The sequence below is a fragment of the Paenibacillus sp. y28 genome (assembly GCF_037137075.1).
Taxonomy (GTDB): Bacteria; Bacillota; Bacilli; order Paenibacillales; family NBRC-103111; genus JBBBNV01.
Genome location: NZ_JBBBNV010000021.1, coordinates 45,032 through 71,166, shown reverse-complemented (window position 1 = coordinate 71,166; position 26,135 = coordinate 45,032). Strand labels below are relative to the sequence as shown.

Here is a 26,135-nt window from a genome sequence, read left to right as displayed (position 1 = left end):
AAGCCCTGGCCGGCGGCCGGCTGCATCGGAAACGATGACGTCGGTGTTCGGGCGCAGGGCTTCTTTTTTGTAAACAGCGTTATTTTTCCAGCAAATCCCGGTAGGGGGTATAGTCGATATTCTCGCGGTTCAGAAACTGAATCAGGCTTTTGTAATCACGCTTGGGCGTTGCCAGAATGTAGCCTTGAATGCAGTGCTCCCGCGTAACCTCCGGGTCCCCGCTTTCCAGTGCCACCTGGCCGATTTTGGCGGCGATGGAGTGACGGGCGATGTCCCGAAAAGCGTTCGGCACCGGAGAAACAAGCTTCTCCAGAAACGCTTTGCTTTCATCCGTCCACATATGCCGTGACTTGTCCACGTAGTAGTTTTGCCAGTCCAGCTTGGACTTCCCGTCCGCCATGGGGAGAACCTTGAAAAATTTGCGGAACATGAAATAACCGCCGATGGACATGAAAAAAAGCAGCACACAGCCCCAAAATATTAGAAACAGCATAAAGCCGCCAGATGCTTCCATGGATAAAACTCCTTTCACTCGCACTCCTCCAAATTATACCGCATTTCTAGATTTATTTCGAGTTTGCAGGTACAATGAGACGTATGGCTATCAGCATGTCGTATAGCTATCTTACGATAAGGAAGGAAGTAAACGATGCTAAAAATCGGTTCGCACGTTTCGTTTTCGGACAAGGGATTGCTGAATGCGGCAAAAGAAGCGGAGTCTTACGGCTCCAGCACATTCATGATTTATACCGGCGCGCCGCAAAACACCCGCCGAAAACCGATCGAGGATCAATATATTGAAGAAGGCCGGGAAGTAATGGCCGGACAGGGCATTGATGAAATTGTCGTGCACGCGCCTTACATTATTAATCTCGGTTCCTATAAAGAGGATACGTTCGAGCTGGCGGTCCGGTTCCTGCAGGAGGAAATCCGCCGCACAGCCTTTCTCGGGGTACAAAATATTGTGCTTCACCCGGGCGCTTATACGGATAAGGATGCCGAGTACGGCATAAAACGTATTGCAGAGGGCTTGAACGAGGTTATCGCGGGGACGAAGGAATGTGATGTCAACATCGCGCTGGAGACAATGGCGGGGAAAGGGACGGAGATTGGGCGAAGCTTTGAGGAGATCGCCTCCATCATGGACCAGGTGGAGGATAACCGCCGGTTGACCGTCTGCCTGGACACCTGCCACGTTCATGATGCGGGCTATGACATCGTAAATGATATTGACGGCGTACTGGCCAAGTTCGACCGGACGGTAGGTCTGGACCGGATAGCGGTTGTCCATTTGAACGACAGCAAGAACATGCGCGGCGCCGGCAAAGACCGTCATGCGCCGATTGGATCGGGCTGGATTGGCTTTGAGGCGATGCACCGTATCGTTCACCACGATGCTCTTCAGGGCCGCCCGTTTATTCTGGAAACACCGTGGATCGGCAAGGAAGACAAAACGGTCCGTCCGATGTACGAAGCGGAAATAGCGCTGCTGCGCGGCGATGTTGAGAAGCGGTTCGGCGGTGAATTTCTGGAGGATGTTGAGCGTTTGCAGCATTTCTTTACGAAGCAGGAAGTGGATTACCGCCAGTTCGTGCTGTCTACCTGGGAGCTGCTGAAAACAGACGCCAAGGCTAAGAAGGCGGACGGGCGCGAGCCGATGGAGCGTTTGTATGATCTCGTGGCAGAGCACCGGGTGCTGGCGGAGCGCAGCGAGGAGCAGATTAATCAGCGCTTGACCGCCTGGTTTGCAGGCAAGCAATTATTTCAATAGGACGTTGTTCATGGAGCAGGACGATTTGATGTCCGAATGGGCATCGATCAGTGCCGCGTCTCGGACGTATTCCCGATGCGCGGCAGGCTTCACGGGCTTGGCACAGAAAGGATAGAGACAGATGAGCGAGAAGAAAACGAACGGAGCCGGGGAAGAGCGGGCACGCATGCTGCTTTCTTGCCCGGATCAGCCGGGAATTGTGGCAAAGGTGTCACGCTTTTTATTTGATGCAGGGGCCAACATTGTACAGTCCGATCAGTATACGATGGACCCTGAGGGCGGCATGTTCTTTATCCGCATTGAGTTTGATCTGACGAATCTTGCAGACCGTCTGGAATCGCTCGAACGTGATTTCTCCGTCGTTGCGGGGGATTTGAAGGCGGAGTATACGATTTCACCCGCGGCACGCCGCAAGAAGCTGGCCGTTCTCGTGTCCAAGGAGGATCACTGCCTGCTGGAGCTGCTCTGGCAATGGAAGGCGGGCAATCTTCAAGCGGATATTGCGATGGTCATCAGCAACCATGAAGACATGCGTGAGGCTGTGGAAGCCTTCAACATCCCGTATCATTATATTCCGGTAACCCCGGGAACGAAGCAGGAAGCGGAGGCGCAGCAGCTGGAGCTGACCGTCGGGCAGGTGGATGCAGTGGTGCTGGCCCGGTACATGCAGATTATTTCCCCAACCTTTATCGAAGCGTTCAAAAATCGCATGATTAACATCCATCATTCCTTCCTTCCGGCGTTTGTAGGCGGCAAGCCTTATGCGCAGGCCTATGACCGCGGGGTCAAAATTATCGGAGCAACGGCACACTACGTCACCGAGGAGCTGGACGGGGGACCGATTATTGAGCAGGATGTGCAGCGGGTCAGCCACCGTGACAATGTCACCGACCTGAAACGCATCGGCCGCCATATCGAGCGGATCGTACTAGCCCGCGCTGTTGCATGGCATGTGGAAGACCGGATTATTACTCATCATAACAAAACCGTTGTGTTTAATTAAAAGCGGTATGCGGACAGCGTTCGGTTGAGCAGGGGACGGGTAAAAACCGAACCAAAACCGAACGTTTGTCTTTTATAAATGTTTATTGTATGGATTGTAAAATATCTTTATGATGTTGTTTCATGGAAATGGTGGAAAAGCGGGTTTTCAAATGGTACAATAGGGCAATGAATTGAAAATCTCATCATTTGCACACGTGAACAATTTTAGGAGGAATTATAAGAATGACGGTAGCTAATAAAACGATCGATCAACTCTCCATCGACACCATTCGTACGCTTTCTATTGATGCTATTCAAAAGGCAAACTCCGGTCACCCGGGCATGCCGATGGGCGCAGCTCCGATGGCATATGAATTGTTCGCAAAATTCATGCAGCACAACCCATCCAACCCGAACTGGATTAACCGCGACCGTTTCGTTCTGTCCGCAGGACACGGCTCGATGCTGTTGTACAGCATGCTGCACCTGAGCGGCTATGACCTGTCCCTGGATGAAATCAAAAACTTCCGCCAATGGGGCAGCAAAACTCCGGGTCACCCGGAAGTAGGCCACACCGCGGGCGTTGACGCTACAACCGGACCACTCGGTCAAGGCTTCGGTATGGCTGTCGGTATGGCCATGGCAGAGGCTCACCTGGCTGCAGTTTACAATAAAGAGAACTACAACATAATCGATCACCACACTTACGTCATTTGCGGCGACGGCGACCTGATGGAAGGGATCTCCTCCGAGTCGGCTTCCCTGGCCGGTCACCTCAAGCTCGGCAAGCTGGTTGTATTGTACGATTCAAACGATATCTCCCTTGACGGCGAATTGAACCTTTCGTTCTCCGAGAACGTTCAAACCCGTTTTGAAGGCTACGGCTGGCAAGTTCTGCGTGTAGAAGACGGCAACGATCTGGAAGCTCTGCACAAAGCGATTTTGGCGGCTCAAGCGGACTATCGCCCGACACTCATCGAAGTAAAAACGGTTATCGGCTACGGCAGCCCGAACAAAGCAGGTAAAGGCGGACACGTAGGACCGCACGGCTCCCCGCTGGGCGAAGAAGAAGTGAAGCTGACGAAGCAGGCTTACGGCTGGGACGAGAACGCTCATTTCCACGTGCCGGATGAAGTTCGCGCTCACTTTGCGACAATTAAAGAAGCAGGAGCCAAACAAGAAGCCGCTTGGAACGAGCAGTTCGCAGCGTACAAAAAAGCATATCCGGAGCTGGCACAGCAATTCGAAACAGCCATCAACGGCGACCTGCCGGAAGGCTGGGACAAGGATATTCCGGTTTACACGCCTGCTGATAAAGGCATGGGTACCCGGAACTCGTCCGGTATCGTGCTGAACGCAATTGCAAACCATGTTCCATCGCTGATCGGCGGTTCCGCAGACCTGGAGTCCTCCACAATGACTCACATGAAAGGCCTGGGACAACTGACTGCGAAGGATTACAGCGGCCGCAACGTATACTTCGGCGTGCGTGAGTTCGGAATGGGCGCTGCAGTGAACGGTATGCTTCTTCACGGCGGTCTGAAAGTATTCGGCGGTACGTTCTTCGTATTCTCCGACTACCTGCGTCCGGCAATCCGCCTGGCCTCTATCCAGAACGTGCCTGCAATTTATGTCTTTACACATGACAGCATCGGCGTAGGCGAGGATGGCCCGACTCACGAGCCGATCGAGCAGCTTGCTGCGCTGCGCATCATTCCGGGTGTCACGGTTCTTCGTCCGGCGGATGCGAATGAAACGGCTGCTGCATGGAAATATGCGGTCAGCAACAAACAAGGTCCGGTTGCTCTCGTCCTGACACGTCAAGCTGTTCCGAATCTGGAAGGCACAGACAAGCTGGCTCATGAGAACATTTCCCGCGGCGGATATGTGATCTCCGATGCTGCTAATCCGAAGGCGCAAATTATCGCTACCGGCTCCGAGGTTTCCCTGGCTATCGACGCTCAGAAGAAATTGGCTGAAGAGGGCATTGCTGTCCGTGTTATCAGCTTGCCGAGCTTCGAGCTGTTCAACAAGCAATCCCAAGAATACAAGGATTCCGTCATCCTGCCGGGCGTTAAAGCACGTCTCGGTGTGGAAATGGCCCACTCCTTCGGCTGGGATCGCTTCGTAGGCGACCAAGGCGCGGTGCTTTCCATCGACAAGTTCGGTGCTTCCGCTCCAGGTCCGGTTGTTATCAAAGAGTACGGCTTCACGGTTGAAAACGTAGTGGCGAAGGTTAAAGCACTGCTGTAATCGCGGCTTGAAGCGTTTGTATATTTAACATAGAAAGGCCCGAACTACCGTTCGATAGCTTCGGGCTTTTTCTTTACATATTTTAAAGGAGCTGTCGTTGATGTCTCAATTCGATCAAGTATCCGTTGTTACGAAAGCGAACATTTATTTCGACGGAAAAGTAACGAGCCGCACGGTATTGTTCGCAGATGGAACGAAAAAAACGCTTGGTATCATGATGCCGGGAGAGTATGAATTCGGTACGGATTTGAAAGAGCTTATGGAAATTCAAGCCGGTGAACTGAGCGTACTGCTGCCGGGCGAGAGCGAATGGAAGCAAATTAGCGGAACCGGGGAGTTCATTGTTCCGGCTAATGCCAAGTTCAAGCTGAAAATCGAGACGGTTACCGACTATATTTGCTCGTATTTGGCGGAGTAATAACGTTCCTCCGGACCGAAGGCGGCATCGTTGGCAGCCATGATAGCTGCATGACAGTATGGACCAAGGCAAGGGCGGCGGCTGGTATGGCCGATTGCAATAAGCAGTCTCAGGCTGTGATTCTAGCTTCAGGGGATGTCAAAAGAGGAAGCGGCTGGCTCAGCCGCTTCCTCTCTCCTAAGGACGGAATTATGCTCAGGCAAGCTGCTCAAGATGCAGTGCGATGTACTGCTCCAGCTTGCTGCGGTATACTGGCGGCAATCCGGCGATAATACAACCATAATGAAAACCATCGGCCTCTGACTCAATCCGGATGATTTTGGCTGTAATGGGCGGAAGCTCAGCCTCGGACGGGAAATGGATGACGATAAACATGTCTTTGGCCAGCGGAAACGTTGAGGCGATCTGAATGCCGCTTTCGGACAAATCGTGCAGCACGCCGTCAATGTTTTGGCCGGAAAAGGCGCCTTCCTTCTCCCATTGGTAGACAGACAACTGGAGCTGAATGTTCAAAGTGACGCGCATATTGCGGCGCCGATCTGTCACATTGGAGGGATAGCTGCTGTTGACCTTGGCGGCGGCCTGCTCGACCCGGGCCCCCATCCATTCTTCATAGCATTGGATGACCCCGCACAAATCGTCAGCCGGATTGGACTTCGTGAAGCCCATGGAGAAAATGTTTTGGGCCAAATTCAGAAGCGGCGTCGTTACTCCCATTCCGGAGTTGAGGATGCTGGCCAGACGCAAGTCCTTATGCATCAGCTCTAAGGAAAACTGGGTGCTGAAGTCGCGGTTGATCATTTTCTCGCCCTTCAGCTCGGCCTGCTTGCTGGCCGCACCGCCGGACTGGACAATTTCCAGGAAATCAACCGGATCAAGCCCGGCTTTGGCCGCCATCGACATGCCTTCACATAGGGCCAGCGCGTTGATACCGACGATCGTGTTATGTGCCAGCTTGGCGTAGGAGCCGGAGCCTGAAGGACCCATATAGATGACCTTTCGGCCCATGGCTTGCAGGTAAACCTCATTGTCCTCCAGAACCTCACGGTCACCGCCGACCATAAACAGAAGCGTTCCGCTTTCGGCAGCCGGCTTGCTGCCTGTTACAGGAGCATCCAGGAAGTCGACGTAGTGGGCTTGCAGCTCACGATACAGCTGCTGGCTTGTTTGCGGGGCGACGGTGCTGCTGTCGATGATGGTCAGGCCGGGATGCAGGCCTTCCATAATGCCTTGCTCGCGGTGAAATACATCCAGCAGGGAGTCGTCGTTGCTGAGCATCGTCATCAACAGCTGTGACGAACGGGCGGCATCTGCAGGGGTTGCGGCGATTTTGGCGCCCATGCTGACGAGTTCCTCCGCTTTGGCGGCGGTGCGGTTGTATACCGTTACTTCAAAGCCGTTTTTAAGCAGGTTGCGGGCCATTGGCAAGCCCATGACACCGAGACCGATAAATGCGATGGTTTTCATTGCTTCACCTCATTAGCTGTTTTATTTCTTCATCTTACATGAATCGATGGCGCTTTGAAAGCTGGAGCCTGCCAGCATGAACCAGTTTTACCTATAGACCAGTCTGATAACCGGAAGGAGTTTGAGTAGAATGAGTTTGTTGAAATTTGATTACAGCCGTGCGCTGACATTTGTAGGCCAGCATGAGGTCGATTATTTTGGTGCGCCGGTGCGCCTTGCGCATGATCAGCTCCATCAGGGGACAGGTGCAGGCAACGACTACCTTGGCTGGATTGACCTGCCAACCAATTATGACAAAGAAGAGTTTGTCCGTATTCAAGAGGCGGCAAAACGCATTCAGTCCGACTCGGACGCGCTGGTAGTTATCGGAATCGGCGGCTCATACCTTGGCGCCCGCGCAGCGCTTGAAATGCTGACCCATTCGTTCTACAATGTCCTGCCTAAAGGACAACGGAAAACGCCGGAAATTTATTTTGTCGGCAACAATATCAGCTCCACCTATGTGACTCATCTGCTGCAGGTGCTGGAAGGCAAGGATGTGTCCGTGAACGTCATCTCCAAATCCGGTACGACGACGGAGCCGGCAGTCGCATTCCGTCTGTTCCGTGACCTGCTGGAGAAAAAATACGGCAAAGAGGCTGCACGCAAGCGTATCTACGCGACAACGGACAAAGCGCGCGGCGCACTGAAAACATTGGCTGATGCGGAAGGCTACGAATCGTTTGTAATCCCGGATGATGTAGGCGGCCGTTATTCGGTGCTGACTGCTGTAGGTCTTCTGCCAATCGCAGCAGCAGGCATTGATATCGAAGCGATGATGCAGGGCGCTGCCGATGCGTCCCGCGCGTATGCGAACCCGAATCTGGCTGAGAATCCGAGCTACCAATATGCGGCTGTTCGTAATGCCTTGTACCGCAAGGGCAAAGCAATCGAAATCATGGTCAATTATGAGCCATCGCTGCACTTCGTATCCGAATGGTGGAAGCAGCTGTACGGCGAAAGCGAAGGCAAGGATTTCAAGGGAATTTACCCGGCCTCCGTTGATTTCTCGGCAGATCTGCACTCCATGGGACAATTCATTCAAGAAGGTACGCGCAACCTGTTCGAGACCATTATTCAAATCGATCGCGTTCCGGAAGAAATCGTCATTGGCCAAGACGCAGAAAACCTGGATGGACTGAACTTCCTGGCGGGTAAAACAATGGATTTCGTGAACAAAAAAGCGTTCGAGGGTACGATGCTCGCGCATACAGATGGCGGCGTGCCGAATCTGATCGTAACCCTGCCGGACATTTCTGCGTATTCGTTCGGTAACATGGTGTATTTCTTTGAAAAAGCGTGCGGCATCAGCGGCTACCTGCTGGGTGTGAATCCATTCGACCAGCCGGGCGTAGAAGCGTATAAGAAAAACATGTTCGCGCTGCTCGGCAAACCGGGCTTCGAGAAGGAAAAAGCAGAGCTGGAAGCACGCCTGAAAGGCTAAGCTCGCTCGATATATACGAATACCAGCCGGATTGCTGCAGCTGCAGCCCGGACCCGGACCGGGGAGCGGAGCGCAGGTGTGCGCAGGCTCCCCGGTTATTTTTTCAGGAAAACGAATGTGGAAGGGAGGAGAAGATATGCTTCAGGAGTATAAAACCGTCAAGCAGCAAGCCTCCGATGAAATTGTGATTAAAAAATCGCGGTTTATCGGCCATGTAAAACCGGTAGTCACTGAGGAAGAGGCGATCGCCTTTATTGAAACCATCAAGAAGGAGCACTGGTCGGCCACTCATAACTGCTCCGCTTATGTCGTGGGGGAACGGGATCAGTTTCAGAAGCAGTCGGATGACGGGGAGCCGAGCGGTACAGCAGGCAAACCGATTCTTGAGGTCATCAAGAACCAGGGCTTGAAAAATGTCGTTGTGGTCGTGACCCGCTATTTCGGCGGCATTATGCTCGGCGCCGGCGGACTCATTCGGGCGTACACCGACGGCGCCGTCGCCGGCTTGGCGGCGGCTAAGCCGATTCGGCAGGTGCTGCATCGGGAGGTGCGTATCGCTATCGATTACACCTGGCATGGCAAGGTCGACAACGAGCTGCGCGGACGCGAAGTGCTGACCGGTCCGACGGAATTCACGGACAAGGTTACGGTCCTCGCGCTGCCGCTGGCAGCGGAGGCGGAGCGGTTCGCCGCCTGGATGACGGACTTGACGCAGGGTCAGGCTCAAATTGAGCTGGGCGAGGTGAAGTACGTCGAGCATCCGGTGGAATAAAATCGAAGCCTGCCAGGCGCACGGCTAATCTTACCCGGTTTTTTCGGCAAGTGCCATGCGGGTCGCCCTCCAATCCTACAGCGGAAGCACTGTGCATTGGAGGCTGCTCTCGTGGAATGTCCCACATGCACTGGACATTCCACGAATGGAATGATGTCATGATGTACATGTACCACTGAAGGATTACTGCATCAAAAGCCAAGGCCCGGGAAGCATTGTCCCGGGCCTTGGCTTTATTTTTCTAACCTTCTTCATATTGTCACTATCAATCTCTCTAACGTCGGCTGGAAGCTCCAGCCGGATGCGTAAAGTGCTGCCTATTCATCCTGCTCCATCCGCAAGTAATGGTCGTGCTGTAAAGGAATCGGAATACTTTGAAGCAGGGACGGGAAGGAATGGGGATTCATTCATTCCTTCTTAAAGGCGGCTGTTTGTATACAAACGAACATAGGCTCTGACTGCTTCGTTCCTCGGCGGCACTGCCTTTAGGTTTAGAATCAAGCTGCAATCAGACGACGAGCAGCCGGTTATTTTTTTGTGCTCAGGTAGCTGTCGAATTGTTTTTGCTTCTCGGCAATAATTTTGTCTTGGCCGGAGGCCTTCAGCTTCTCCATGTATTTCGGCAGCACGGTATCGGGCTCTACCGAACCTGTATCCAGACCCGGATCGAACTCTTTGACAATGTTCGCTGCGGCGGCGACTTCCGTCTTGACCGGTTCGGCATTGAAGGTGAAGCCGAGGCCCGGCGATTTTTTGGCATCCTTATTAAACGCGCGGAATTGTTCCCATTTCTTCGGGTCCTCGTTATCCCAGATGTAGTTCAGGAACTGGCTGCCGAACTGCCATGCTGCACCTGGGGAGTAGCCTTTGTACTGCGGGCCTGCTTTAATGATGTCCCCCGAGGTTTTGACATAGTGCGTGCCCTCAATACCGAAGTTGAGCAAGTTGTTCAGCTCTTTGTCGGTGTGCAGCAGATTGATAAATTGCATCGCTTTGGCCGGATCGGCGGAAGCGCTGGAAATGCCAAGCATGGAGCCTGCGGTTTCACCGGTCGAGATGGTGCGCTCGGTCATGTCGATTTGCTTCAGCTTGCCCTGCAAGCCGATCACGCTGGCCATTTCGGCATCCTTGCCCGGCTTCAACGAACCGGTAATCATGAAGACGTTGCCGGCCTTCATCGCATCCTGCCCGGAAAGCGGAGTGGTGGCGGCATCCTTGTTCACGAGTCCCTTTTTCATCAGGTTACGTGTGGCATTGACGATCTCCTTGTAGCGCGGAAGCTCATATTTCGGCACGACCTTGGTGCTGGTATCATCCTTCAAAATCACGCCGGGAATTGTCGAATCGCCGAGATAATCGTACTGGGAGAAATAGTGGGAGTTCAGGTTATCCCCGTCCCGCAGGAAAAGCGGAGTCAGCTCGGGCTTTTTCTCTTTGACGGCGCTCAGCACCGCTTCGAGATCTTCAATTTTTTTCACCTTGGACATGTCAAGGTTCAATTCCTTGGCGATATCCTCGCGGTATATGACACCGCCCTGTGCAGCCAGCTCTTTGTTGGTTGGTACGCCGTAGTTTTTACCGTTGATTTTGGCTCCTTCCAGGAAGATCGGATCGAGGGAATCGGTGATGCCTTTGCCGTACTGTTTCAGCAGGTTCCCGTGTTTCGGGAGGCTGTCGTCATTCAACGGGAGAAAAGCACCCTTGGATACATTAATCGCATGACCATTCCACTGGGCGGTAAAAATAATGTCCACCGGCTCGCGTGAGGCAATCATGAGGTTGATTTTGTTTTCCCATTGGCCCCAGTCAATCGGCATAATGTCCAGCTTCGCATTTAAGGTCGACGCCAGCTTCTGGTTAATGGCTTCTTCGATTTTGGCCTCATCGGCCTGGGGGCTTCCCGGGTACACAAGCTTGATGGTCGCCAGCTGTTTATTTCCATCGCCTGCAGCCGCCGGCGTGCTTTGGCTGCCTGTGGAGCTGGTGGAGGTGTCGCAGGCGGACAGCATCATGGAAGCGGTAAGCATCATAATGCAGGATAACGTTCCGATGCGCATGGTCTTTTTCACAGAATAAATCCCCCTATCACAAAGTGAAATATATGCATGACACCGGCGTAGCCGGGTGCTGCCTCAATGGATGGACTGCTTCGCATCAGCCTTTGACGGCCCCGACGGTCAGGCCTTTTACGAAGAAGCGCTGGAAGAACGGATAAGCGAACACAATCGGGCCGATACCGAGAACCGCCATCGCCATACGTACGGTTTCCGTCGGCAGATTCATGATGCCTCCGCCCTGGCTCATGCCCTGCGCGGCCTGGATGTTGGTCGTCAGGAACTGAATATCCAGCATCGTTTTATACATGAGAAATTGCAGGTTGACGTTTTTGCTGCCTGTAATGAAGACGAGGCTGAGAAACCAGTCATTCCAGTAGTTCAGCATTTGGAATAACGCGACTGTAGCGAGCACGGGCATGGATAACGGCAGGACGATTTGGGCAAAAATCCGCAGCTCGCTGGCGCCGTCAATTTTGGCTGCCTCCAGCAGCGGGACCGGAACTGTCGTTTCGAAGAAGGTCCGCAGGATGAGCACGAAGAAGGCCGACACGAGCAGCGGGATGACGAGCGCCCATAACGAATTTTTCATATCCAGCAGCTGGGTGTATACGAGATACCACGGCACGAGACCGCCGTTGAACAGCATCGTGAAGAACATGAAGAAGGAAAAGAACCGGCGGTGCGGGAAGTCGGTCCGTGAAATCGGGTACGCATACAGCGCCATCATCAGCAGACTGAGTGCGGTGCCGCCTACGGTGATAAGCACAGAGATGCCGAAGGAGCGGACGATTTGCTGCCAGTCCTTAAACAGAAACACGTAAGCGTCGAGGCTGAAATTGCTCGGCCAGAACGTGTAGCCGTCAATGATGATATCCCGCTCAGAGCTGAAGGAGACGGCGACGACGAGCAGCAGCGGCAGGATGCAGCAGGCCGAATACAGCAGAAAGAACGAATTGACGACCAGATTGGCCGGACGTGACAGCGCATTCGGTCCTGCGCTTGGCCGGGGGGATGCTTTTACCGCGCTGCGCTTGGTTTGTGGTTGAAGGGTGTTCAAGCGTTTCTCCTCCTGTTGAAAGGTTGGTGAATCCTCCGGCCTTGTTTTTCTCCGGACGTTTAAAACAGGGCATTTTCTTTGCTGACTCTGCGGACCAGCAGGTTCGAGCCCATGACCAGCAGGAAGCCGACAACCGCCTGATACAAGCCGGCTGCAGAGGACATACCGATGTCGCCCATGGTGAGGAAGGTTTGATACACATAGGTGTCAATGACCTGGGTTGTCGGATAGATGGCGCCTGCATTCCGAGTGACCTGGAAGAACAAGCCGAAGTCGGCATAAAACATCCGGCCGATTTGGAGCAGTGTCATGACGACCATGACGGGCACAAGCAGCGGGACGGTTATGCTTTTAATCTGCTGCCATTTGGAGGCGCCGTCGATCAAAGCGGCTTCGTAATATTCCTGATCGATGCCGATTATGGCTGCCATGTAGATAACGGTGTAATAGCCGATGGATTTCCACGTGTTGACGATCGGAAGAATGTAAGGCCAGTACTTCGGATCGGAGTACCATTCAATGATATCGCTGCCGAGCAGCGGCAGCAGCGTTTTGTTCAGGTAGCCGTGCTCCGGGCCAAGGAAGCCGAATACCAGATAGCTGACCACGACCATGGAAAGGAAAAACGGCAGGAACATGGCGCTTTGATGAAATTTGGATAGCCATTTGCTGCGCATTTCATTGAACATGATGGCGAAGGCGACGGCCACCACCAGGTTCAGCACAATAAAAATAAGATTGTAGCAAATCGTGTTGCGGGTAATGATCCAGGCTTTCTCGGTGGAAAACAGATAGGTGAAATTGTCCAAACCAATCCACGGGCTGTTCCAAATGCCCTGAGCGTAGTTGATGTTCTTGAAGGCGATGATGACTCCGAACATCGGCAGGTAGTTGTTGAAGAGAAGAACGAGGGAGGCTGGCAGCAGCATCAGATAAAATATCCAATATTTGCGGATCGTTCTTTTCCAAGATAGGTTCATCGTGCCTGTCTCCTTTTTGTCTATCCCCGGATTGCAGAGGATAGCTGCTGAACGGATATTTCCTTGGGGATGCCGGGCAAGCCGGAGGCCTGGGAGAATGCCTGCCTTATACACAGCCTGCCGCATCCGTATATTCATTGTAGCTGCCTGGGTCACCCTTTTTCTGCCAGTGTCGTGACCTGATGAACACGAATGTGACTTTCTCAAAGAACAAAAAGCTGCATACCGGACGATTAGTCCTGATGCAGCTTCCGGTAATCCTGCGGAGAGAGGCCGGTAACCCGTTTGAACATTTTGGCGAAATGGGAAAAGTGTGTGTAGCCGACCGCTTCGGCAATGCTGCTAATTTTATCGTGGCTGCCGGACAGCCGCCTGCGTGCTTCCTCCATCCGGGTTTGCAGTGCAAACTCCGAAAGCGAGGCACCGGTTTCCTTCTTAAACAGCCGGGACAAATACGCCGGATTCAAATAGACCCGGGAGGCCAGCTCCTCCCGGCTTAGCTCGGTATGCAGCTGCTCGGTAATCAGCTGCTTCACCTTGGCGATTACTGCTGAATCGCTTTTGGCGCAGCTGCCGAGATAAGCGGTGAACGCTTCGGCCAGCCGGATGACCCAGACGCGCAGCTGCGGCACGGAGCGGGCCGGGGCCGGACTGTCCGGCTTCAGCTGATCGGGGAGCAGGCCCCGTACGGACAGTCCTTTTTTGAGGGCGACTTGGTACACGGCATGGAGCAGGCTGAAATACAGCGCCTCCAGCGATTCGGCATCCCCGTCTCGTTCAAGGATGTCCATATGGCTGTCGAGGCGGGCCAGCACCTCGGCAGTCTGACCGGATTCCAGCAGCGGAATCCAGTCGGTAAACAAGGGGAAGGGGGCCGGTGCCGCGCTGCCGCCGGTTTTCTCTTCTTGCAGGCAAACGACGTCGGCTGTGCCCGAGATGTTGCGGCGCTCGGCCTCCAGCAATCTATGGACCGCCTCCGGCAGTCCGGCCGCTGTGGCGGATTCGCCGATATAGCATGAAATTCCGCAGTAGAAGTAGCTCCGGCACGCTTCGATGTATTCCCGGCAGCGCCTCTTCAGAACGTCCTGCGGCAGCAGCGCTTCAGGTGCATCCGGCAAATACAGCAGCACCAGATTGTAACCGCCGCTCCGGTGCGGGAACACACAGCCCGGATACTCATGCAAAATAAGCTCGCCTGCCGCCTTGCGCAGGGCGTATTCCATAATGTCCTCATCCTTGGCGCTCCACTCCGCCTGCCATGCCTCCACACTAAGCAAGATGGGCAGCAGCTTGCTGCCGGCAGACAGCGGCAGCTCGTATGTGCCGTAATCGCGCTCCAGCCTTTCCTGCAGCGGCGGAATACGACCCTCCAGCACATCGAGCCAGAACCGCTCGACCAAGGACGGCAGCTGATCCTGCCACTGCTTGTAGTAGGACTTGTACATTTCATTCCACTGCTGCTGCTCCCGCTCGGCCTGCAGCTTCTGAATGGCGCCGGCGACAATCTGCTTCAAGTGCGCGTGATCGACGGGCTTCAGAATATAGTCGTAGCTGCCGAGCTGAACGGCTTTCTGAGCATAAGCGAAGTTGGCGTGGCCTGTCAGGAAAATCGTCTCCGTACCCGGAGAGTGCTGCTTCACCCACGACAGCAGATTCAGTCCGTCTTCTCCGGGCATTTCGATATCGGAGATTACGATATCCACCTGCTGCTCCTTCAGCAGCAGCTTGGCTTCCTCTACATCCAGCGCCTCCAGGACCAGACCTACATTTAGATCATTCCAGTTAATGCCCCGGGTAATTCCGCGCACGGCAATCGGTTCATCATCCACGACAAGCAATCGGTACATACGGTATCCTCCTTAGGCTATTCAAGACGATACGGCCTTGTCTGCTTCAAGCGGCACAGCCGGGAGAGGAAGCAGCAGACGGACCTCTGCGCCCCCGCCTTCCCGGTTGCTGAACTGCACCTCTGCGGCCTCGTCAAACTGCATTCTCAGCCGGTGCAGCACATTCCAAATGCCGATATGGTGCTCTGCGGACTGGTCGTAGTACGCCTGCGAATTCAGCTCGGCCAGCAGCTCCGGCGGGAAGCCCGGCCCGTTATCCGTGACGCAAATGAGCATAAACGGCGCGGGCAAATCCGGCGCGGGGCCGGCTGTAATCTCGATACGGAACGGACGGCGGCGGGATTTGAAGCCGTGTACCACCGCGTTTTCTACAAAAGGCTGGATGAGCAGCGGCGGAATGAAGAAGCCTGCATAGTGATCGGGCATCTGTACGTCATAGGACATCATGTCGGGAAAACGCAGCAGCTGGATGTCCAGATAGTTGCGGATATGCTTCAGCTCGTCGGCCAGCGTGACGGTGCTCCGGTTGGACAGCATAATAAACCGGAAATAATCCGCCAGATGCAGGGACATGTGCTGCACGGCCTTGTAGTCCTGCAGGGCGGCCAGATTATAGATGATGTTCAGGCAGTTCATATAAAAATGCGGGTTGATTTGAACCTGCAAATGCTTGAACTCGGCCTTCTGCACCCGCAGCTTTTCTTCATACACGCTGATTTTGAGATTCTCGATGTGGCGGGCCATCTCATTGAAGGTGCTCAGCATGAAGTCAAACTCAGAGGAGGAAGAGGTGCCGGGCGCTAGCCGGACATCCAGCCGACCCTGCCCGATCCGGCGCATGCCGCGTATAATTTGCGCCATGGGGGTCAGCAGCACCCGCTGCAGAAAGGCCAGAAACAAAATAAGCACAAAGCCGACGACAAGCGGAATGATGTAAATCGTCTTTTGCAGGTAGGGCAGGTTGCGCAGCATGTTGTTCTCGGCCACGATGAGCGTATACCGGATATCCGCATAATCGGACGTTTGGCTGACGAGCAGGAAATGCTCCTCCGTGTCCGAAGCCTGAGCCATTTGGTAAGGCGTATCGGGGGCTTCAAGCTTGTATTGCAGATGATCAAACCGCTCCGGCGGGAAAAACTGCGTGGTCAGCGGGGTACCGTTCAAATCGGTAATCAGCACGCCGCCCCCTTCTCCGACATCCCAGCTGCGAAGAGGCAGGGCCAGACTGTCGAGCCGGATGAAAGCCCCGGCGACCATACCTTCGCCCATCTCCATAAACTGGGTGAGCAGCTTCTGATCGCCTGACTGCAGAATCAGCCACTTTTTACGGAGCAATCCGGCTTCACTGGAAGGAAGGGCCTGGTCCACCAGCCGGCGCAGCGTATCCGTACGCTCGTAATAGAAGTTGTTTTCCTGTGTCGCCAGCAGGATGTCCTTGTTGGTCCGGGAGTACAGGAAGAGGGAATTGACGGTGCTGTAGTAGCCGATATCGGTCAAATATTTATTTAACAGCCGCTGTTTGGCGAGCACATAATCGTCCGAACTCGGAGGAAACGCTTTCATGACAATCAGGTCCGGATCGCGCTCGAGCCGGAACAAGTAATAATCAAATTCACGCAACATGTTATCGGTTCCCTTTACATATTCGGTGAGCAGCTTGCTGTAGTTTAAAGAAATTTGGTCCCGCACTACACCGGTTGCGTACATGTTGTGGTAAAGCAGGAACAATACCAGCGGACCGATAACGAGCAGAAAGCCGATGACAATCTTGAAACGGACAGAGCGGCGGACGTTCATGATAACCCTCCCGATGGCAGACGGGATGCCTGCTGTTAGCTGCTGATAAGCTTGACCAGGAACTGTCTTTGGCGAGGGCCGTCGAATTCGCAGAAATAAATGCCCTGCCAGCGGCCCAGAACGAGCCGTCCTTGGTCGATAATCACCGTTTGCGAGGAGCCGGTCGTAATCGCTTTTAAATGAGCTGCGGTGTTCCCCTCAGCGTGGCGGTAACGCGGATGCTCCCAGGGGTATACTTCATCCAGGCGCAGCAGCACGTCATGCTTGACATCCGGATCGGCGTTCTCGTTAATCGTAATGCCGGCTGTCGTATGCGGGCAGTACACGACGGCGATGCCGTCGGTGACACCGCTCTCACGAACGCAGGCGGCTATCCGGCTCGTTACATCGATCATCTCATCTCGGGTATGGGTGGATAGTGAAAATGATTTTAACATGGATACGAGTCACCTCTTTCAAAACAATAGTAACCAATTTCATCAAAATAATCTAATATTTTGTTGGAGCGGCGCTGCTCTGGGGATTATCAGGTATGCCCTAATGATTATGAGGAGCGGCGGGCAGGCATGTCTGGACGCAGGTTTGCTCTAGAAGAGTACTTCTGCCTTCAGGATTGTGGACGGTCATGGGGGGAGAGGTTATTTTAGAAAATAGGGAAGGGAAGCTGGAAGCAGGGCCTCGTTCCGGTTCGAAATGGAAGCAGGCCTGAATCGAAAGGCATGTCTACTGCGGGCTTCTAGTTTATCAATGATATCTTGAACTGAATTCATGAAGGAGGGGCTGAAGCGTTGGCACAGACAGCGTACTATCCGCCGATGGGCTGGAACAGCTGGGATTGCTTCGGGGCCAGTGTGACCGAGGAGGAAGTGAAAGCAAACGCGGATTATATGGCGGCGCACCTGAAGCCGTTCGGCTGGGAGTATGTGGTGGTTGATATCCAGTGGTACGAGCCGGATGCGGATTCCGCGCAGTATCGTCCGTTTGTCCCGCTGCAGATGGATGCTTACGGGCGTTTGATGCCTTCGGTCAAGCGGTTTCCGTCGGCTGCGGACGGTAACGGCTTTAAGCCGCTGGCGGACTATGTGCACGACAAAGGATTGAAATTCGGCATTCATATCATGCGGGGCATTCCGCGCCAAGCGGCCCATGCGGATACTCCGGTGCTGGGCACGGCATTCACGGCTAGGGCCATTGCCCATACCAATTCCATCTGCCCATGGAATACGGATATGTATGGCGTTCATCCTTTCAAGCCCGGAGCGCAGGAATATTACGATTCCTTGTTCCGGCTCTACGCGGCGTGGGGTGTTGATTTCGTCAAGGTGGACGACATCGCGCAGTCAAAGCTGTATGGCTACCACCGCAAAGAGGTAGAGCTGATTCGCAGCGCCATCGACCGGTGCGGCAGAGAGATGGTTCTCAGTTTGTCGCCCGGCCCGGCTCCGGTTGAAGAAGGGCTGCATTTGCAGCAGCATGCCAATATGTGGCGGATGACCGACGACTATTGGGATGATTGGGAAGACCTGTACGCGATGTTTGAGCGGTGCCATGCATGGGCGCCGTTTGCAGGACCGGGCCACTGGCCGGATGCGGATATGCTCCCGCTCGGGCACATTGCGCTGCGCTCCGGGGAGCGGGGCGCAGGCGACCGCTTTACCCGGTTTACCCCGGATGAGCAGCGGACGATGATGACCCTGTGGTGCATCTTCCGTTCGCCCCTGATGTTTGGCGGCCATCTGCCGGACAACGATCCTTGGACATTGTCTCTGCTCACCAACGGGGAGGTGCTGCGGCTGCTGAAGCACAGCTATGGGAACCGGCAGCTGTTCCGCCAGGGGGATCGGATTGCTTGGACGGCCAAGGATGAGGATGGCGGCACGTACGTGGCGTTGTTCAACACCGGAGCTGCGGAAACCGAGGTCGCTGTGGAGCTGGACTGGCTCGGTCTGGGAAATGCGAAGCCTTCCGCAGTGCGGGATTTATGGAACCGGACCGATGAGCCGGAGCTGCCGGGAACGAAGCTGGCGGCGCTTGTCCCGCCGCATGGATGTAAACTGTATAAGGTGATTCCTTAATAACGAGAGCGAGATCCGGGGGATCAGGAGACTCTGGCCGATGCCGGCCGATGACGGAGAAGAACATGCAAGGAAGGGGGCGGACAGGCTTAATGCGGTCTGCCCCTTTTGATTAAAGGATAAACGAAAGGAACTGATGCGCAAATGTACGTGTTCTCTTATTTCAAAACCGATGATGAGGCTATGTATTTGGCAACCAGCAGCGATGGGCTTGCCTGGCAGGAGCTGAATGGAGGCAAGCCTGTTCTTCGCTCTGTGGTCGGTACCGGCCAGCTCCGGGACCCGATGGTGTACCGGGATGCCGAAGGGACCTTCCATGCCGTTTGGACCGATGGCTGGCGTTCCCAGTCTATCGGTTACGCCCGCTCCGCCGATCTGCTGAACTGGACCGAGCAGCGGCTGCTGCCCGTCATGGAAGCCTTGCCCGGCACACAGAACACATGGGCTCCGGAGGTGTTTTGGGATGCGGCTCTCGGCAAGCACCGGATAATCTGGTCCTCGACAGTGCTGAAGGAAGGGGAGGCGCCCCCAAAAGATCACCGGATTTGGTCTGCCGTCACAGCTGATTTCCAGGAATTTTCCCCGGCTGCCGTTTTCTTCGATCCTGGCTATAACGTCATTGATGCGAACGTAACGGACATCGGAGACGAATATGTGATGCTGTTTAAGGATGAACGGGGCACGAACACCCCGGATACGGATTATAAAGCGCTGCGCTCATGCCGTTTTGGCAAAAGCGGTCTGGACCGCCCCGAGATGACGGCGATATCGCCTCTATTGACGCCGCGGCTTACCGAAGGGCCGGCCTTGTTCCCTTTGACAGGGGAAGGAGAACGGGGGTGGGTCCTGCTGTTCGATTATTTCGAGTCCGAGCATTACGGCGTATGGTTTACCCCGGATTTGATTCATTGGGAGGATTGGTCGAAGCGGGCCTCGCTTCCCACGGCCCCCCGGCACGGCCATGTGCTGACCATGAAGCCTCAGTGATAATCCCCAAGGATTATCCTATCTTCCGTATGGATTATCCGGCGGCGAAAAAGGCGGAGAAGCGAGTCCTGGCGCGGCTTGTCCGGCGATTATCTGCCGCAGGGATTGTAGACGCGCATCCCTCCGGTCCGGTACGTTAGAGTTACCACAGAAAAAGAACAACACAGATGGATATTGGGGAGGGATGAGAGATGCAAGCGGTTTCGACGAAGAAGCAATCGCTAACGCAATCCAAACGAGCTATTTTTAACCGCAGGCTTAAAAAGCATAAATGGTTTTACTTCATGCTGGCGCCCGGTTTACTGTATTTCATTATTTATAAATACATCCCCATGTGGGGCATCTTAATCGCCTTCCAGGATTATCAGCCGTTTCTTGGCATTCTTCATAGTAAATGGGTTGGCTTTAAGCACTTTGAGGCTTTTTTTACGGATGAAACGTTTTGGACGCTGTTCCGGAACACCTTCCTGCTGGCGGTCTATAACATTTTGTTCTTTTTCCCGCTGCCCATTATCATTTCCTTAATGCTCAACGAGGTCCGCAAGGAAGCGTTCAAGCGTGTGGTGCAGACCTTCGTTTATATTCCGCACTTTGTTTCGTGGGTGGTTGTGGTCGGGATTAGCTTCCTGTTCCTCTCTTCCGAAAGCGGCATTGTGAATTCGATGCTTACCGGCGCAGGCAAGGAGCCGATTAACTTCCTGCTCAGCGGGGAATGGTTCCGGACCCTGATTACATCACAGGTCATCTGGAAGGAAACCGGATGGGGAACGATTATTTTCCTGGCGGCCTTGGCCGGGGTTGACCCGCAGCTGTATGAGGCCTCCAAGATTGACGGCGCAGGGCGCTGGCGCCAGATGTGGCATATTACGCTGCCGGCGATTCGCAGCACGATTATCATTTTGCTTATTCTCCGGATCGGGAACTTCCTGGACACCGGCTTTGAACAAATTTTCCTGATGGTCAATCCGATGAACCGCGAGGTTGGGGAAGTATTCGATACGTATGTGTACAGTATGGGGATTTCACAAGGGAAATTCAGCTATAGTACCGCAGTCGGGGTATTTAAATCGATGATCGGCCTGATTCTGGTTATTGGGGCCAACAAGCTGGCCAAACGCTTTGGGGAAGAAGGCATTTACTAACGGAAGGAGGCCCCTTTATGGTAGACAAAAGCATATCAAGCCGGGTGCTGGATATCGTCAATTATACGCTGCTCACGCTCATTGCCGCCGCGTGCGTGCTGCCCTTCATTTACATTCTGGCTTCGTCCTTAACCGCTCCAGAGGAGCTGATCAAGAAGGGCTTCATCTTATTCCCGACCAAATTCTCGCTTGTCGGCTATGAATACGTGCTGTCGACCGATATTATTTTATCCAGTCTGGGCGTGTCGGTGTTTATTACTGTCGTCGGGACGCTGATGAATCTGCTGTTTACGGCTCTTATGGCTTATCCGCTGGCCCAGCGGGAATTGATGGGGAACAAGCTGATTATGAAGCTGATCGTGTTCTCGATGCTGTTCAGCGGCGGCATGATTCCGACCTATCTGGTCGTCCGATGGACAGGGCTGCTTGATAGCCTTGCCGCCCTGATTATCCCGGGCCTGGTCAGCGCGTTTAACCTGATTATTATGCGCAACTTCTTCCAGCAGCTTCCTGACGGGCTGGAGGAGGCGGCCCGGATTGACGGCTGCAGCGACATCGGCATTTTGTTCCGCATCGTGCTTCCGCTGTCCGCGCCGGTGCTTGCTTCGTTATCCCTGTTCTATGCGGTAGGCCACTGGAATGCATACTTTAGCGCCGTGCTGTACATTAATGAGAATACATTATGGCCTATCCAGGTTTGGCTGCGGCAAATTGTTATACTCTCACAAGGGGGGATTGGAGATTCGACGCAGTTCGGTGACGACTTTGTGCCGCCGCCGGCCGAGACGGTGAAGATGGCGGTTATTGTACTCTCCACGTTGCCGATTCTGATTGTTTACCCGTTTTTGCAAAAGCATTTCGCCAAAGGCGCGCTGCTGGGGTCTGTGAAAGGCTAATTCCATGAGAAAGAGGAGATTTCGTATGAAAAAGAAAGCACCGCGTATGACGACCAAATTGCTCACGCTTGCTTGCGTCACTTGCTTGACCGCCTCCCTGCTGGCCGCTTGCGGTCCTAAAAAGGAAGCTGCCGACACCCAGGCTGATTCGAGTAAGCCGCTTGAGCTGAATATTATGATGATTCAACAGCTGGCGGAGCCTCCCAAAAAGGACAACGCCTCGATTAAGAAAATTGAAGAAATCACCAACACCAAGCTGGATATTACATGGGTGCCCGGAGCAGGAAGCGCCTATGATGATAAAGTAAGCGCAACGATAGCTTCCGGGAAAATGCCTGATGTGCTGCTTATCCGTAAAAATAAAGAGTCCGCCATGCTCAATGCCCAGATGTCCGGCGTATTCTGGGATTTGGCCCCCTTCTTGAAGGAGACGAAAAATTTAAGCAAAATGAGCACGGTCGCTGTTGAAAATGCCAGCATCAACGGGCAGCTGTTCGGGATTCCGCGGGAGCGTGTCCTGTCGCGGTACGGCATGATTTTCCGCAAGGACTGGCTGGATAATCTCGGACTGCCGGTGCCGAAAACGGCGGAAGACATCTACAATGTCGCAAAAGCATTTACGAACAATGACCCGGATAAGGACGGCAAGAACAATACATTCGGTATCCAGGAAGACAGCGTGATGGAGCTTCTGAAGCAGCTGACGATTATGAACGGCGGTCCGAATGCCTGGGGGCTGAAGGACGGCAAGGTGACCCCGGACTTCATGTATCCCGAGTTCAAAACCGCGCTGGATTTATACCGTAAAATGGTGAGCGAGAAGCTGATTAGCTCGGACTTCCCCATCGCAAAAAAATATGAATACTTCAATCAGGGCAAAGCCGGGATGTACTTCTCCGTTATCGACGATGCGGCAACCCGTCATATCGATATGCTGAAGCAGGACCCGAAAGCGAAAATTGATGTAACGCAAAATTTCGAAGGAGCACAAGGACTTCGCACGCGGGCAACCTTTGGCTATGATTCCCTGATTGCCATTCCGAAGCAAAGCGTGACCAGCGAAGCAAAAGTGAAGCAAATCATTGCCTTCCTCGATCAGATGGCGGAAGAGCCGATTCAATCCATGCTGATGTATGGTATTGAAGGCACGGATTATACCGTTGAAAACGGCAAGGCCAAAATAATATCCGGTGCTGCGGGCAGCGGAGACCTGAAGAACTTCAAGTGGAATGACCCGATGGTGGGGATGTCGATTACGAAGACCGAATTGGAGCAAAAAATCGATAAAATTTTTGTAGACAATAAAAATAACGCGGTGGTCGATCTTAGCGCCTCACTGTTGTCTGACACGAACACGCAAAAGGGCAACGACCTCAAAAAAGCTATGACCGACGCGATTACACGGTATGCCTTCGGCGAGCTGGATGAAAAAGGCTGGAACGACGCCGTAGACAAATGGCGCAAGAGCGGCGGAGACAAAATTATCGAGGAATTTACGGCCGATTACAACAAGAATAAAGGCAAATAACCTGCAATGCAACAGGAAATCCGCCCGGCCTCACCGGCGGGTTTCCTGCCTTTTCATTCATCCCGCAATCGCCAAGCTGTCCGCCTCATCCGGGAATCGGGTGAGCATGGGGCGGTTTTTTGGCCTATCTCCGCGCTGTCCTTGCTTGATAAAGCCCGTAACCACGCTTCAGAATCAGCATCTGCCCTAATGATTATAGACGATATTTATGGTGCAAGCTAAGCTGGGATACAGGACACGTGTTTGTATTCTGTTCCTGTATTTTTTATAATAGCCCAAACAACCAAATTAATGAGGGATCACGATGTGGAAATCCAAATACTTGCGCAAATTGATGATATTCAGCATGATCCTTGTTACGCTTCCGGTCTTTTCTCTCGGCTTTCTTTCATATTACAAAGCAAATCATATCATCCAAGACAAGGTGATCCAGGGGAATATGCAGGTATTGGAGCAAACTCAGCTGAAGGTGGAGCAGCTGCTGCAAAGCATTGATGCCTCGATGATGCAGTTTATGAATACCTCGCTCATCACGCTAACGATAGGGTCGGATCTGGATTACAGGGATTTTGCCAAAATATATGAAGTGGCGGAGGGCGTGCATAAGCTGCAATCCTATGATTTGGGGATTGAGGAGGTTCAACTGGTCAGCTTTGCCGGGCAGTGGTATTTCAATCGCACTGGCTATAACCGCTTGTCGACGAATGAGGAATTGAAAGGGTTTACAAGCATGGCGTCTATTCCGGTCACCTCCCAGTGGCAGTCCGATCAGGAAGCCTCCAAGGTCCGGTTAATCAAGAAGCTTCCGCTTAATGTAATGAATAATCCAGTCGGATTACTGGTAGTTACAATACCGAATTACCGTTTGCAAAAGCTGGTCCCGGCTGTAAACGGAGACGTTCAGACCGTCATTCTGGATGAGGACTACCGGCTGCTTACCGCCGTGGATCAGCCGGTGTTTCCGGCCGCCGTGATGGACCGGATTATGGCGCATTTGAAGGCAACTCCGGGTGACCAAGGCTTTGAGATGCTGGACATCAACAAGCAATCCATCGGAGTAAGCTACCGCACGTCCTCCTATAACGGCTGGACCTACGTTTCGATTGTTTCCATTGCCGAGATTACGAAGGAGTCCCGGGCTATCGGCTGGTATACGGTATGGATTTGCACCGGCATTTTTGTTGTGCTGCTGCTGCTTTCACTTGTAGGGCTGCGCAAAATCTATATGCCGATTCGCAGAGTATTTGAAGTGGTCGTCGGTGCCGACCGGTCCGGTCCGGACAAATCGCAGGACGAGCTGGTTGTCATCGGTGAGCATATCCGGACACTGCACCATTCCCAGACCCAGCTGCTGGATCAAATTCAGGGCCAGAAGCGGCAGCTGAAGGAGTTTTTCATCAGAAAGCTGCTGCTCGGCGAGATCGGAACGAAGGAAATTGAGGAAAAAGCGGGCCAGTATCATTTTACACTGGATGGCGAAATGTTGTGCATCGTTACGGTGCAGATTGACACATTTGCCGGAACCCGGTTCCGTGAGACCGACCGGGATTTGCTGATGTTTGCGGTCTCCAACATCGTGATGGAGCTGTTCCCGGAGCAGATCCGGTTCGATCCGGTCGTTCTGGGAGGCAACCAGGTTACAATCTTTAAGCTGAAGGAGGAATCGCCGGAGGCTGCAAAAAATGAAGTGTTTACCTGGGCGGAGATGCTTCAGTCGACCGTAAAAGGGATTTTGGGCCTGAGCATCAGTATTGGCATTAGCCGGTTTCATTCGCGTCTGCCCTTGGCGGAGTCGGCCTACAGGGAGAGCCTGGAGGCATTGAAATACAGAATCCGCTTCGGCGAGGAGGCGATTCTGTTCCTGGAGGATGTGCTGCCGGATTTCAAAGTGATTACGATGTATCCGGAGTGGATTGAGAAGCAGCTGATTGAGGCCTTGAACGTGCCGGACCTGGACAAAGCGAGCGGTCTGCTGCACGAGTTTCTAATCATGACCTTGAAGGAAACGACGAGCCATCAGGAATACCAGATGCTGCTGTTCAGGCTGTTGACCGATTTAATCCGCGAGGTCCAGAACGCCGGGGAGCAGCTGCCGATGACCAAAGGAGATGACCGGGAGCTGGTGGAGCAGCTGTTCAGTCTTCGGACAGTAGAAGATGTGGAGCACTGGTTTATGGTCAAGGTGCTGGAGCCTATCGTTTCGGTGCTGGGCAAAAAGTGGGATTCCCGCAACAAGAACATTTCCGAGCAGATGAAGGATATTATTCATGCCGAATTTGAATCGGAGCTGACACTGGATGTGTGCGCGGCTCGCCTCAATTACCATCCCAATTATTTGAAGGCGGTGTTCCGCAAGGAGCTGGGCATCAATTTCAGCGATTATTTGTCGCAGGTTCGGATGAACCAAGCTAGGAAATGGCTGCTGGAGACGGATATGAAAATTGTGGAAATTGCAGAACGGCTGCAATATCAAAACCCGCAAAACTTTATTCGCTCATTCCGTAAAACAGAGGATATGACTCCAGGCGAATACCGGAAAAAATATGCGCAGCTTCCCTGAGGATTATGCCATGCTGCTCTTGTGATTATACAGGACTGCAGCCTGCACGACCCGTGCAGGT

General features: G+C 53.5%; 20 protein-coding genes. 12 read left to right on the top strand and 8 right to left on the bottom strand.

Annotated elements, in window-relative coordinates:
- Positions 1-79: 79 nt before the first annotated feature.
- The gene (locus tag WBG83_RS16255) at positions 80-514 is read right to left on the bottom strand and encodes a DUF2621 family protein (RefSeq protein ID WP_442955847.1); all 435 of its coding nucleotides are present in this window, start codon (positions 512-514) and stop codon (positions 80-82) included.
- 135 nt (positions 515-649) lie between these two features.
- On the opposite strand from WBG83_RS16255, the gene WBG83_RS16250 reads away from it, so the two are divergent.
- The 4 genes from WBG83_RS16250 (at position 650) to ppnP (ending at position 5,426) form a co-directional block, all read left to right on the top strand.
- Positions 650-1,771, top strand: a complete 1,122-nt coding sequence (locus WBG83_RS16250; RefSeq protein ID WP_336746242.1) for a deoxyribonuclease IV — start codon at positions 650-652, stop codon at positions 1,769-1,771.
- Positions 1,772-1,892: 121 nt separating this feature from the next.
- Entirely contained in the window at positions 1,893-2,774 is an 882-nt protein-coding gene (gene purU / locus WBG83_RS16245; RefSeq protein ID WP_336746241.1) for a formyltetrahydrofolate deformylase, read from the top strand.
- A 224-nt stretch (positions 2,775-2,998) separates the two neighbouring features.
- Positions 2,999-5,008, top strand: coding sequence for a transketolase (tkt, locus tag WBG83_RS16240; RefSeq protein ID WP_336746240.1), 2,010 nt, complete (start codon positions 2,999-3,001; stop codon positions 5,006-5,008).
- Between the two features lie 100 nt (positions 5,009-5,108).
- Positions 5,109-5,426: a pyrimidine/purine nucleoside phosphorylase gene (ppnP, locus tag WBG83_RS16235; protein ID WP_336746239.1), complete on the top strand. Its 318-nt coding sequence runs from the start codon at positions 5,109-5,111 to the stop codon at positions 5,424-5,426.
- Positions 5,427-5,621: 195 nt separating this feature from the next.
- On the opposite strand, the gene WBG83_RS16230 is transcribed toward ppnP, so the two are convergent.
- Complete coding sequence (locus WBG83_RS16230; RefSeq protein WP_336746238.1) at positions 5,622-6,893, bottom strand: NAD(P)-binding domain-containing protein; 1,272 nt, start codon at positions 6,891-6,893, stop codon at positions 5,622-5,624.
- A gap of 130 nt (positions 6,894-7,023) precedes the next feature.
- On the opposite strand from WBG83_RS16230, the gene WBG83_RS16225 reads away from it, so the two are divergent.
- Together WBG83_RS16225 and WBG83_RS16220 are read left to right on the top strand one after the other, a co-directional pair.
- Positions 7,024-8,376 carry a glucose-6-phosphate isomerase gene (locus tag WBG83_RS16225; RefSeq protein ID WP_442955846.1) on the top strand — a complete coding sequence of 451 codons (1,353 nt, stop codon included), beginning with the start codon at positions 7,024-7,026 and terminating at the stop codon, positions 8,374-8,376.
- A gap of 136 nt (positions 8,377-8,512) precedes the next feature.
- A complete protein-coding gene (locus WBG83_RS16220) occupies positions 8,513-9,148 on the top strand; it encodes a YigZ family protein (protein ID WP_336746235.1) in 636 nt (211 codons plus the stop codon).
- A 527-nt stretch (positions 9,149-9,675) separates the two neighbouring features.
- Here the strand turns inward: WBG83_RS16220 and WBG83_RS16215 are convergent.
- The 6 genes from WBG83_RS16215 to WBG83_RS16190 form a co-directional block, all read right to left on the bottom strand.
- Positions 9,676-11,217: an ABC transporter substrate-binding protein gene (locus WBG83_RS16215; protein WP_336746234.1), complete on the bottom strand. Its 1,542-nt coding sequence runs from the start codon at positions 11,215-11,217 to the stop codon at positions 9,676-9,678.
- Positions 11,218-11,302: 85 nt separating this feature from the next.
- Positions 11,303-12,262: a carbohydrate ABC transporter permease gene (locus tag WBG83_RS16210; protein ID WP_442955845.1), complete on the bottom strand. Its 960-nt coding sequence runs from the start codon at positions 12,260-12,262 to the stop codon at positions 11,303-11,305.
- A gap of 59 nt (positions 12,263-12,321) precedes the next feature.
- Positions 12,322-13,242, bottom strand: coding sequence for an ABC transporter permease (locus WBG83_RS16205; RefSeq protein ID WP_336746233.1), 921 nt, complete (start codon positions 13,240-13,242; stop codon positions 12,322-12,324).
- 233 nt (positions 13,243-13,475) lie between these two features.
- Entirely contained in the window at positions 13,476-15,089 is a 1,614-nt protein-coding gene (locus WBG83_RS16200) for a response regulator (protein ID WP_336746231.1), read from the bottom strand.
- 21 nt (positions 15,090-15,110) lie between these two features.
- Complete coding sequence (locus tag WBG83_RS16195; RefSeq protein ID WP_336746230.1) at positions 15,111-16,886, bottom strand: sensor histidine kinase; 1,776 nt, start codon at positions 16,884-16,886, stop codon at positions 15,111-15,113.
- A 35-nt stretch (positions 16,887-16,921) separates the two neighbouring features.
- Positions 16,922-17,323 (bottom strand): secondary thiamine-phosphate synthase enzyme YjbQ, encoded by a 402-nt coding sequence (locus tag WBG83_RS16190; protein WP_336746229.1) that lies wholly within the window; start codon positions 17,321-17,323, stop codon positions 16,922-16,924.
- A 378-nt stretch (positions 17,324-17,701) separates the two neighbouring features.
- Between WBG83_RS16190 and WBG83_RS16185 the strand changes: the two genes are divergently transcribed.
- The 6 genes from WBG83_RS16185 (at position 17,702) to WBG83_RS16160 (ending at position 26,074) form a co-directional block, all read left to right on the top strand.
- Positions 17,702-18,961, top strand: a complete 1,260-nt coding sequence (locus WBG83_RS16185) for a glycoside hydrolase family 27 protein (RefSeq protein WP_336746264.1) — start codon at positions 17,702-17,704, stop codon at positions 18,959-18,961.
- A 144-nt stretch (positions 18,962-19,105) separates the two neighbouring features.
- Positions 19,106-19,948, top strand: coding sequence for a glycoside hydrolase family 43 protein (locus WBG83_RS16180; RefSeq protein ID WP_336746227.1), 843 nt, complete (start codon positions 19,106-19,108; stop codon positions 19,946-19,948).
- Between the two features lie 191 nt (positions 19,949-20,139).
- Positions 20,140-21,090, top strand: coding sequence for an ABC transporter permease (locus WBG83_RS16175; protein ID WP_336746225.1), 951 nt, complete (start codon positions 20,140-20,142; stop codon positions 21,088-21,090).
- A 17-nt stretch (positions 21,091-21,107) separates the two neighbouring features.
- Positions 21,108-21,986: a carbohydrate ABC transporter permease gene (locus WBG83_RS16170; RefSeq protein ID WP_336746223.1), complete on the top strand. Its 879-nt coding sequence runs from the start codon at positions 21,108-21,110 to the stop codon at positions 21,984-21,986.
- Between the two features lie 25 nt (positions 21,987-22,011).
- On the top strand, positions 22,012-23,514 hold the full coding sequence (locus WBG83_RS16165; RefSeq protein WP_336746222.1) for an extracellular solute-binding protein: 1,503 nt from the start codon (positions 22,012-22,014) through the stop codon (positions 23,512-23,514).
- A gap of 304 nt (positions 23,515-23,818) precedes the next feature.
- Positions 23,819-26,074: a helix-turn-helix domain-containing protein gene (locus WBG83_RS16160; RefSeq protein ID WP_336746221.1), complete on the top strand. Its 2,256-nt coding sequence runs from the start codon at positions 23,819-23,821 to the stop codon at positions 26,072-26,074.
- Positions 26,075-26,135 lie beyond the last annotated feature (61 nt).

Bases quoted from the DNA above. Each gene is read 5' to 3' on its own strand.
- WBG83_RS16195 (WP_336746230.1), bottom strand. From the start codon at position 16,886: ATGAACGTCCGCCGCTCTGTCCGTTTCAAGATTGTCATCGGCTTTCTG.
- WBG83_RS16165 (WP_336746222.1), top strand. From the start codon at position 22,012: ATGAAAAAGAAAGCACCGCGTATGACGACCAAATTGCTCACGCTTGCT.
- WBG83_RS16180 (WP_336746227.1), top strand. From the start codon at position 19,106: ATGTACGTGTTCTCTTATTTCAAAACCGATGATGAGGCTATGTATTTG.
- WBG83_RS16205 (WP_336746233.1), bottom strand. From the start codon at position 13,242: ATGAACCTATCTTGGAAAAGAACGATCCGCAAATATTGGATATTTTAT.
- WBG83_RS16250 (WP_336746242.1), top strand. From the start codon at position 650: ATGCTAAAAATCGGTTCGCACGTTTCGTTTTCGGACAAGGGATTGCTG.
- WBG83_RS16190 (WP_336746229.1), bottom strand. From the start codon at position 17,323: ATGTTAAAATCATTTTCACTATCCACCCATACCCGAGATGAGATGATC.
- WBG83_RS16170 (WP_336746223.1), top strand. From the start codon at position 21,108: ATGGTAGACAAAAGCATATCAAGCCGGGTGCTGGATATCGTCAATTAT.
- purU (WP_336746241.1), top strand. From the start codon at position 1,893: ATGAGCGAGAAGAAAACGAACGGAGCCGGGGAAGAGCGGGCACGCATG.
- WBG83_RS16175 (WP_336746225.1), top strand. From the start codon at position 20,140: ATGCAAGCGGTTTCGACGAAGAAGCAATCGCTAACGCAATCCAAACGA.
- tkt (WP_336746240.1), top strand. From the start codon at position 2,999: ATGACGGTAGCTAATAAAACGATCGATCAACTCTCCATCGACACCATT.
- WBG83_RS16200 (WP_336746231.1), bottom strand. From the start codon at position 15,089: ATGTACCGATTGCTTGTCGTGGATGATGAACCGATTGCCGTGCGCGGA.
- WBG83_RS16160 (WP_336746221.1), top strand. From the start codon at position 23,819: ATGTGGAAATCCAAATACTTGCGCAAATTGATGATATTCAGCATGATC.
- ppnP (WP_336746239.1), top strand. From the start codon at position 5,109: ATGTCTCAATTCGATCAAGTATCCGTTGTTACGAAAGCGAACATTTAT.
- WBG83_RS16220 (WP_336746235.1), top strand. From the start codon at position 8,513: ATGCTTCAGGAGTATAAAACCGTCAAGCAGCAAGCCTCCGATGAAATT.
- WBG83_RS16225 (WP_442955846.1), top strand. From the start codon at position 7,024: ATGAGTTTGTTGAAATTTGATTACAGCCGTGCGCTGACATTTGTAGGC.
- WBG83_RS16230 (WP_336746238.1), bottom strand. From the start codon at position 6,893: ATGAAAACCATCGCATTTATCGGTCTCGGTGTCATGGGCTTGCCAATG.
- WBG83_RS16185 (WP_336746264.1), top strand. From the start codon at position 17,702: ATGGGCTGGAACAGCTGGGATTGCTTCGGGGCCAGTGTGACCGAGGAG.
- WBG83_RS16255 (WP_442955847.1), bottom strand. From the start codon at position 514: ATGGAAGCATCTGGCGGCTTTATGCTGTTTCTAATATTTTGGGGCTGT.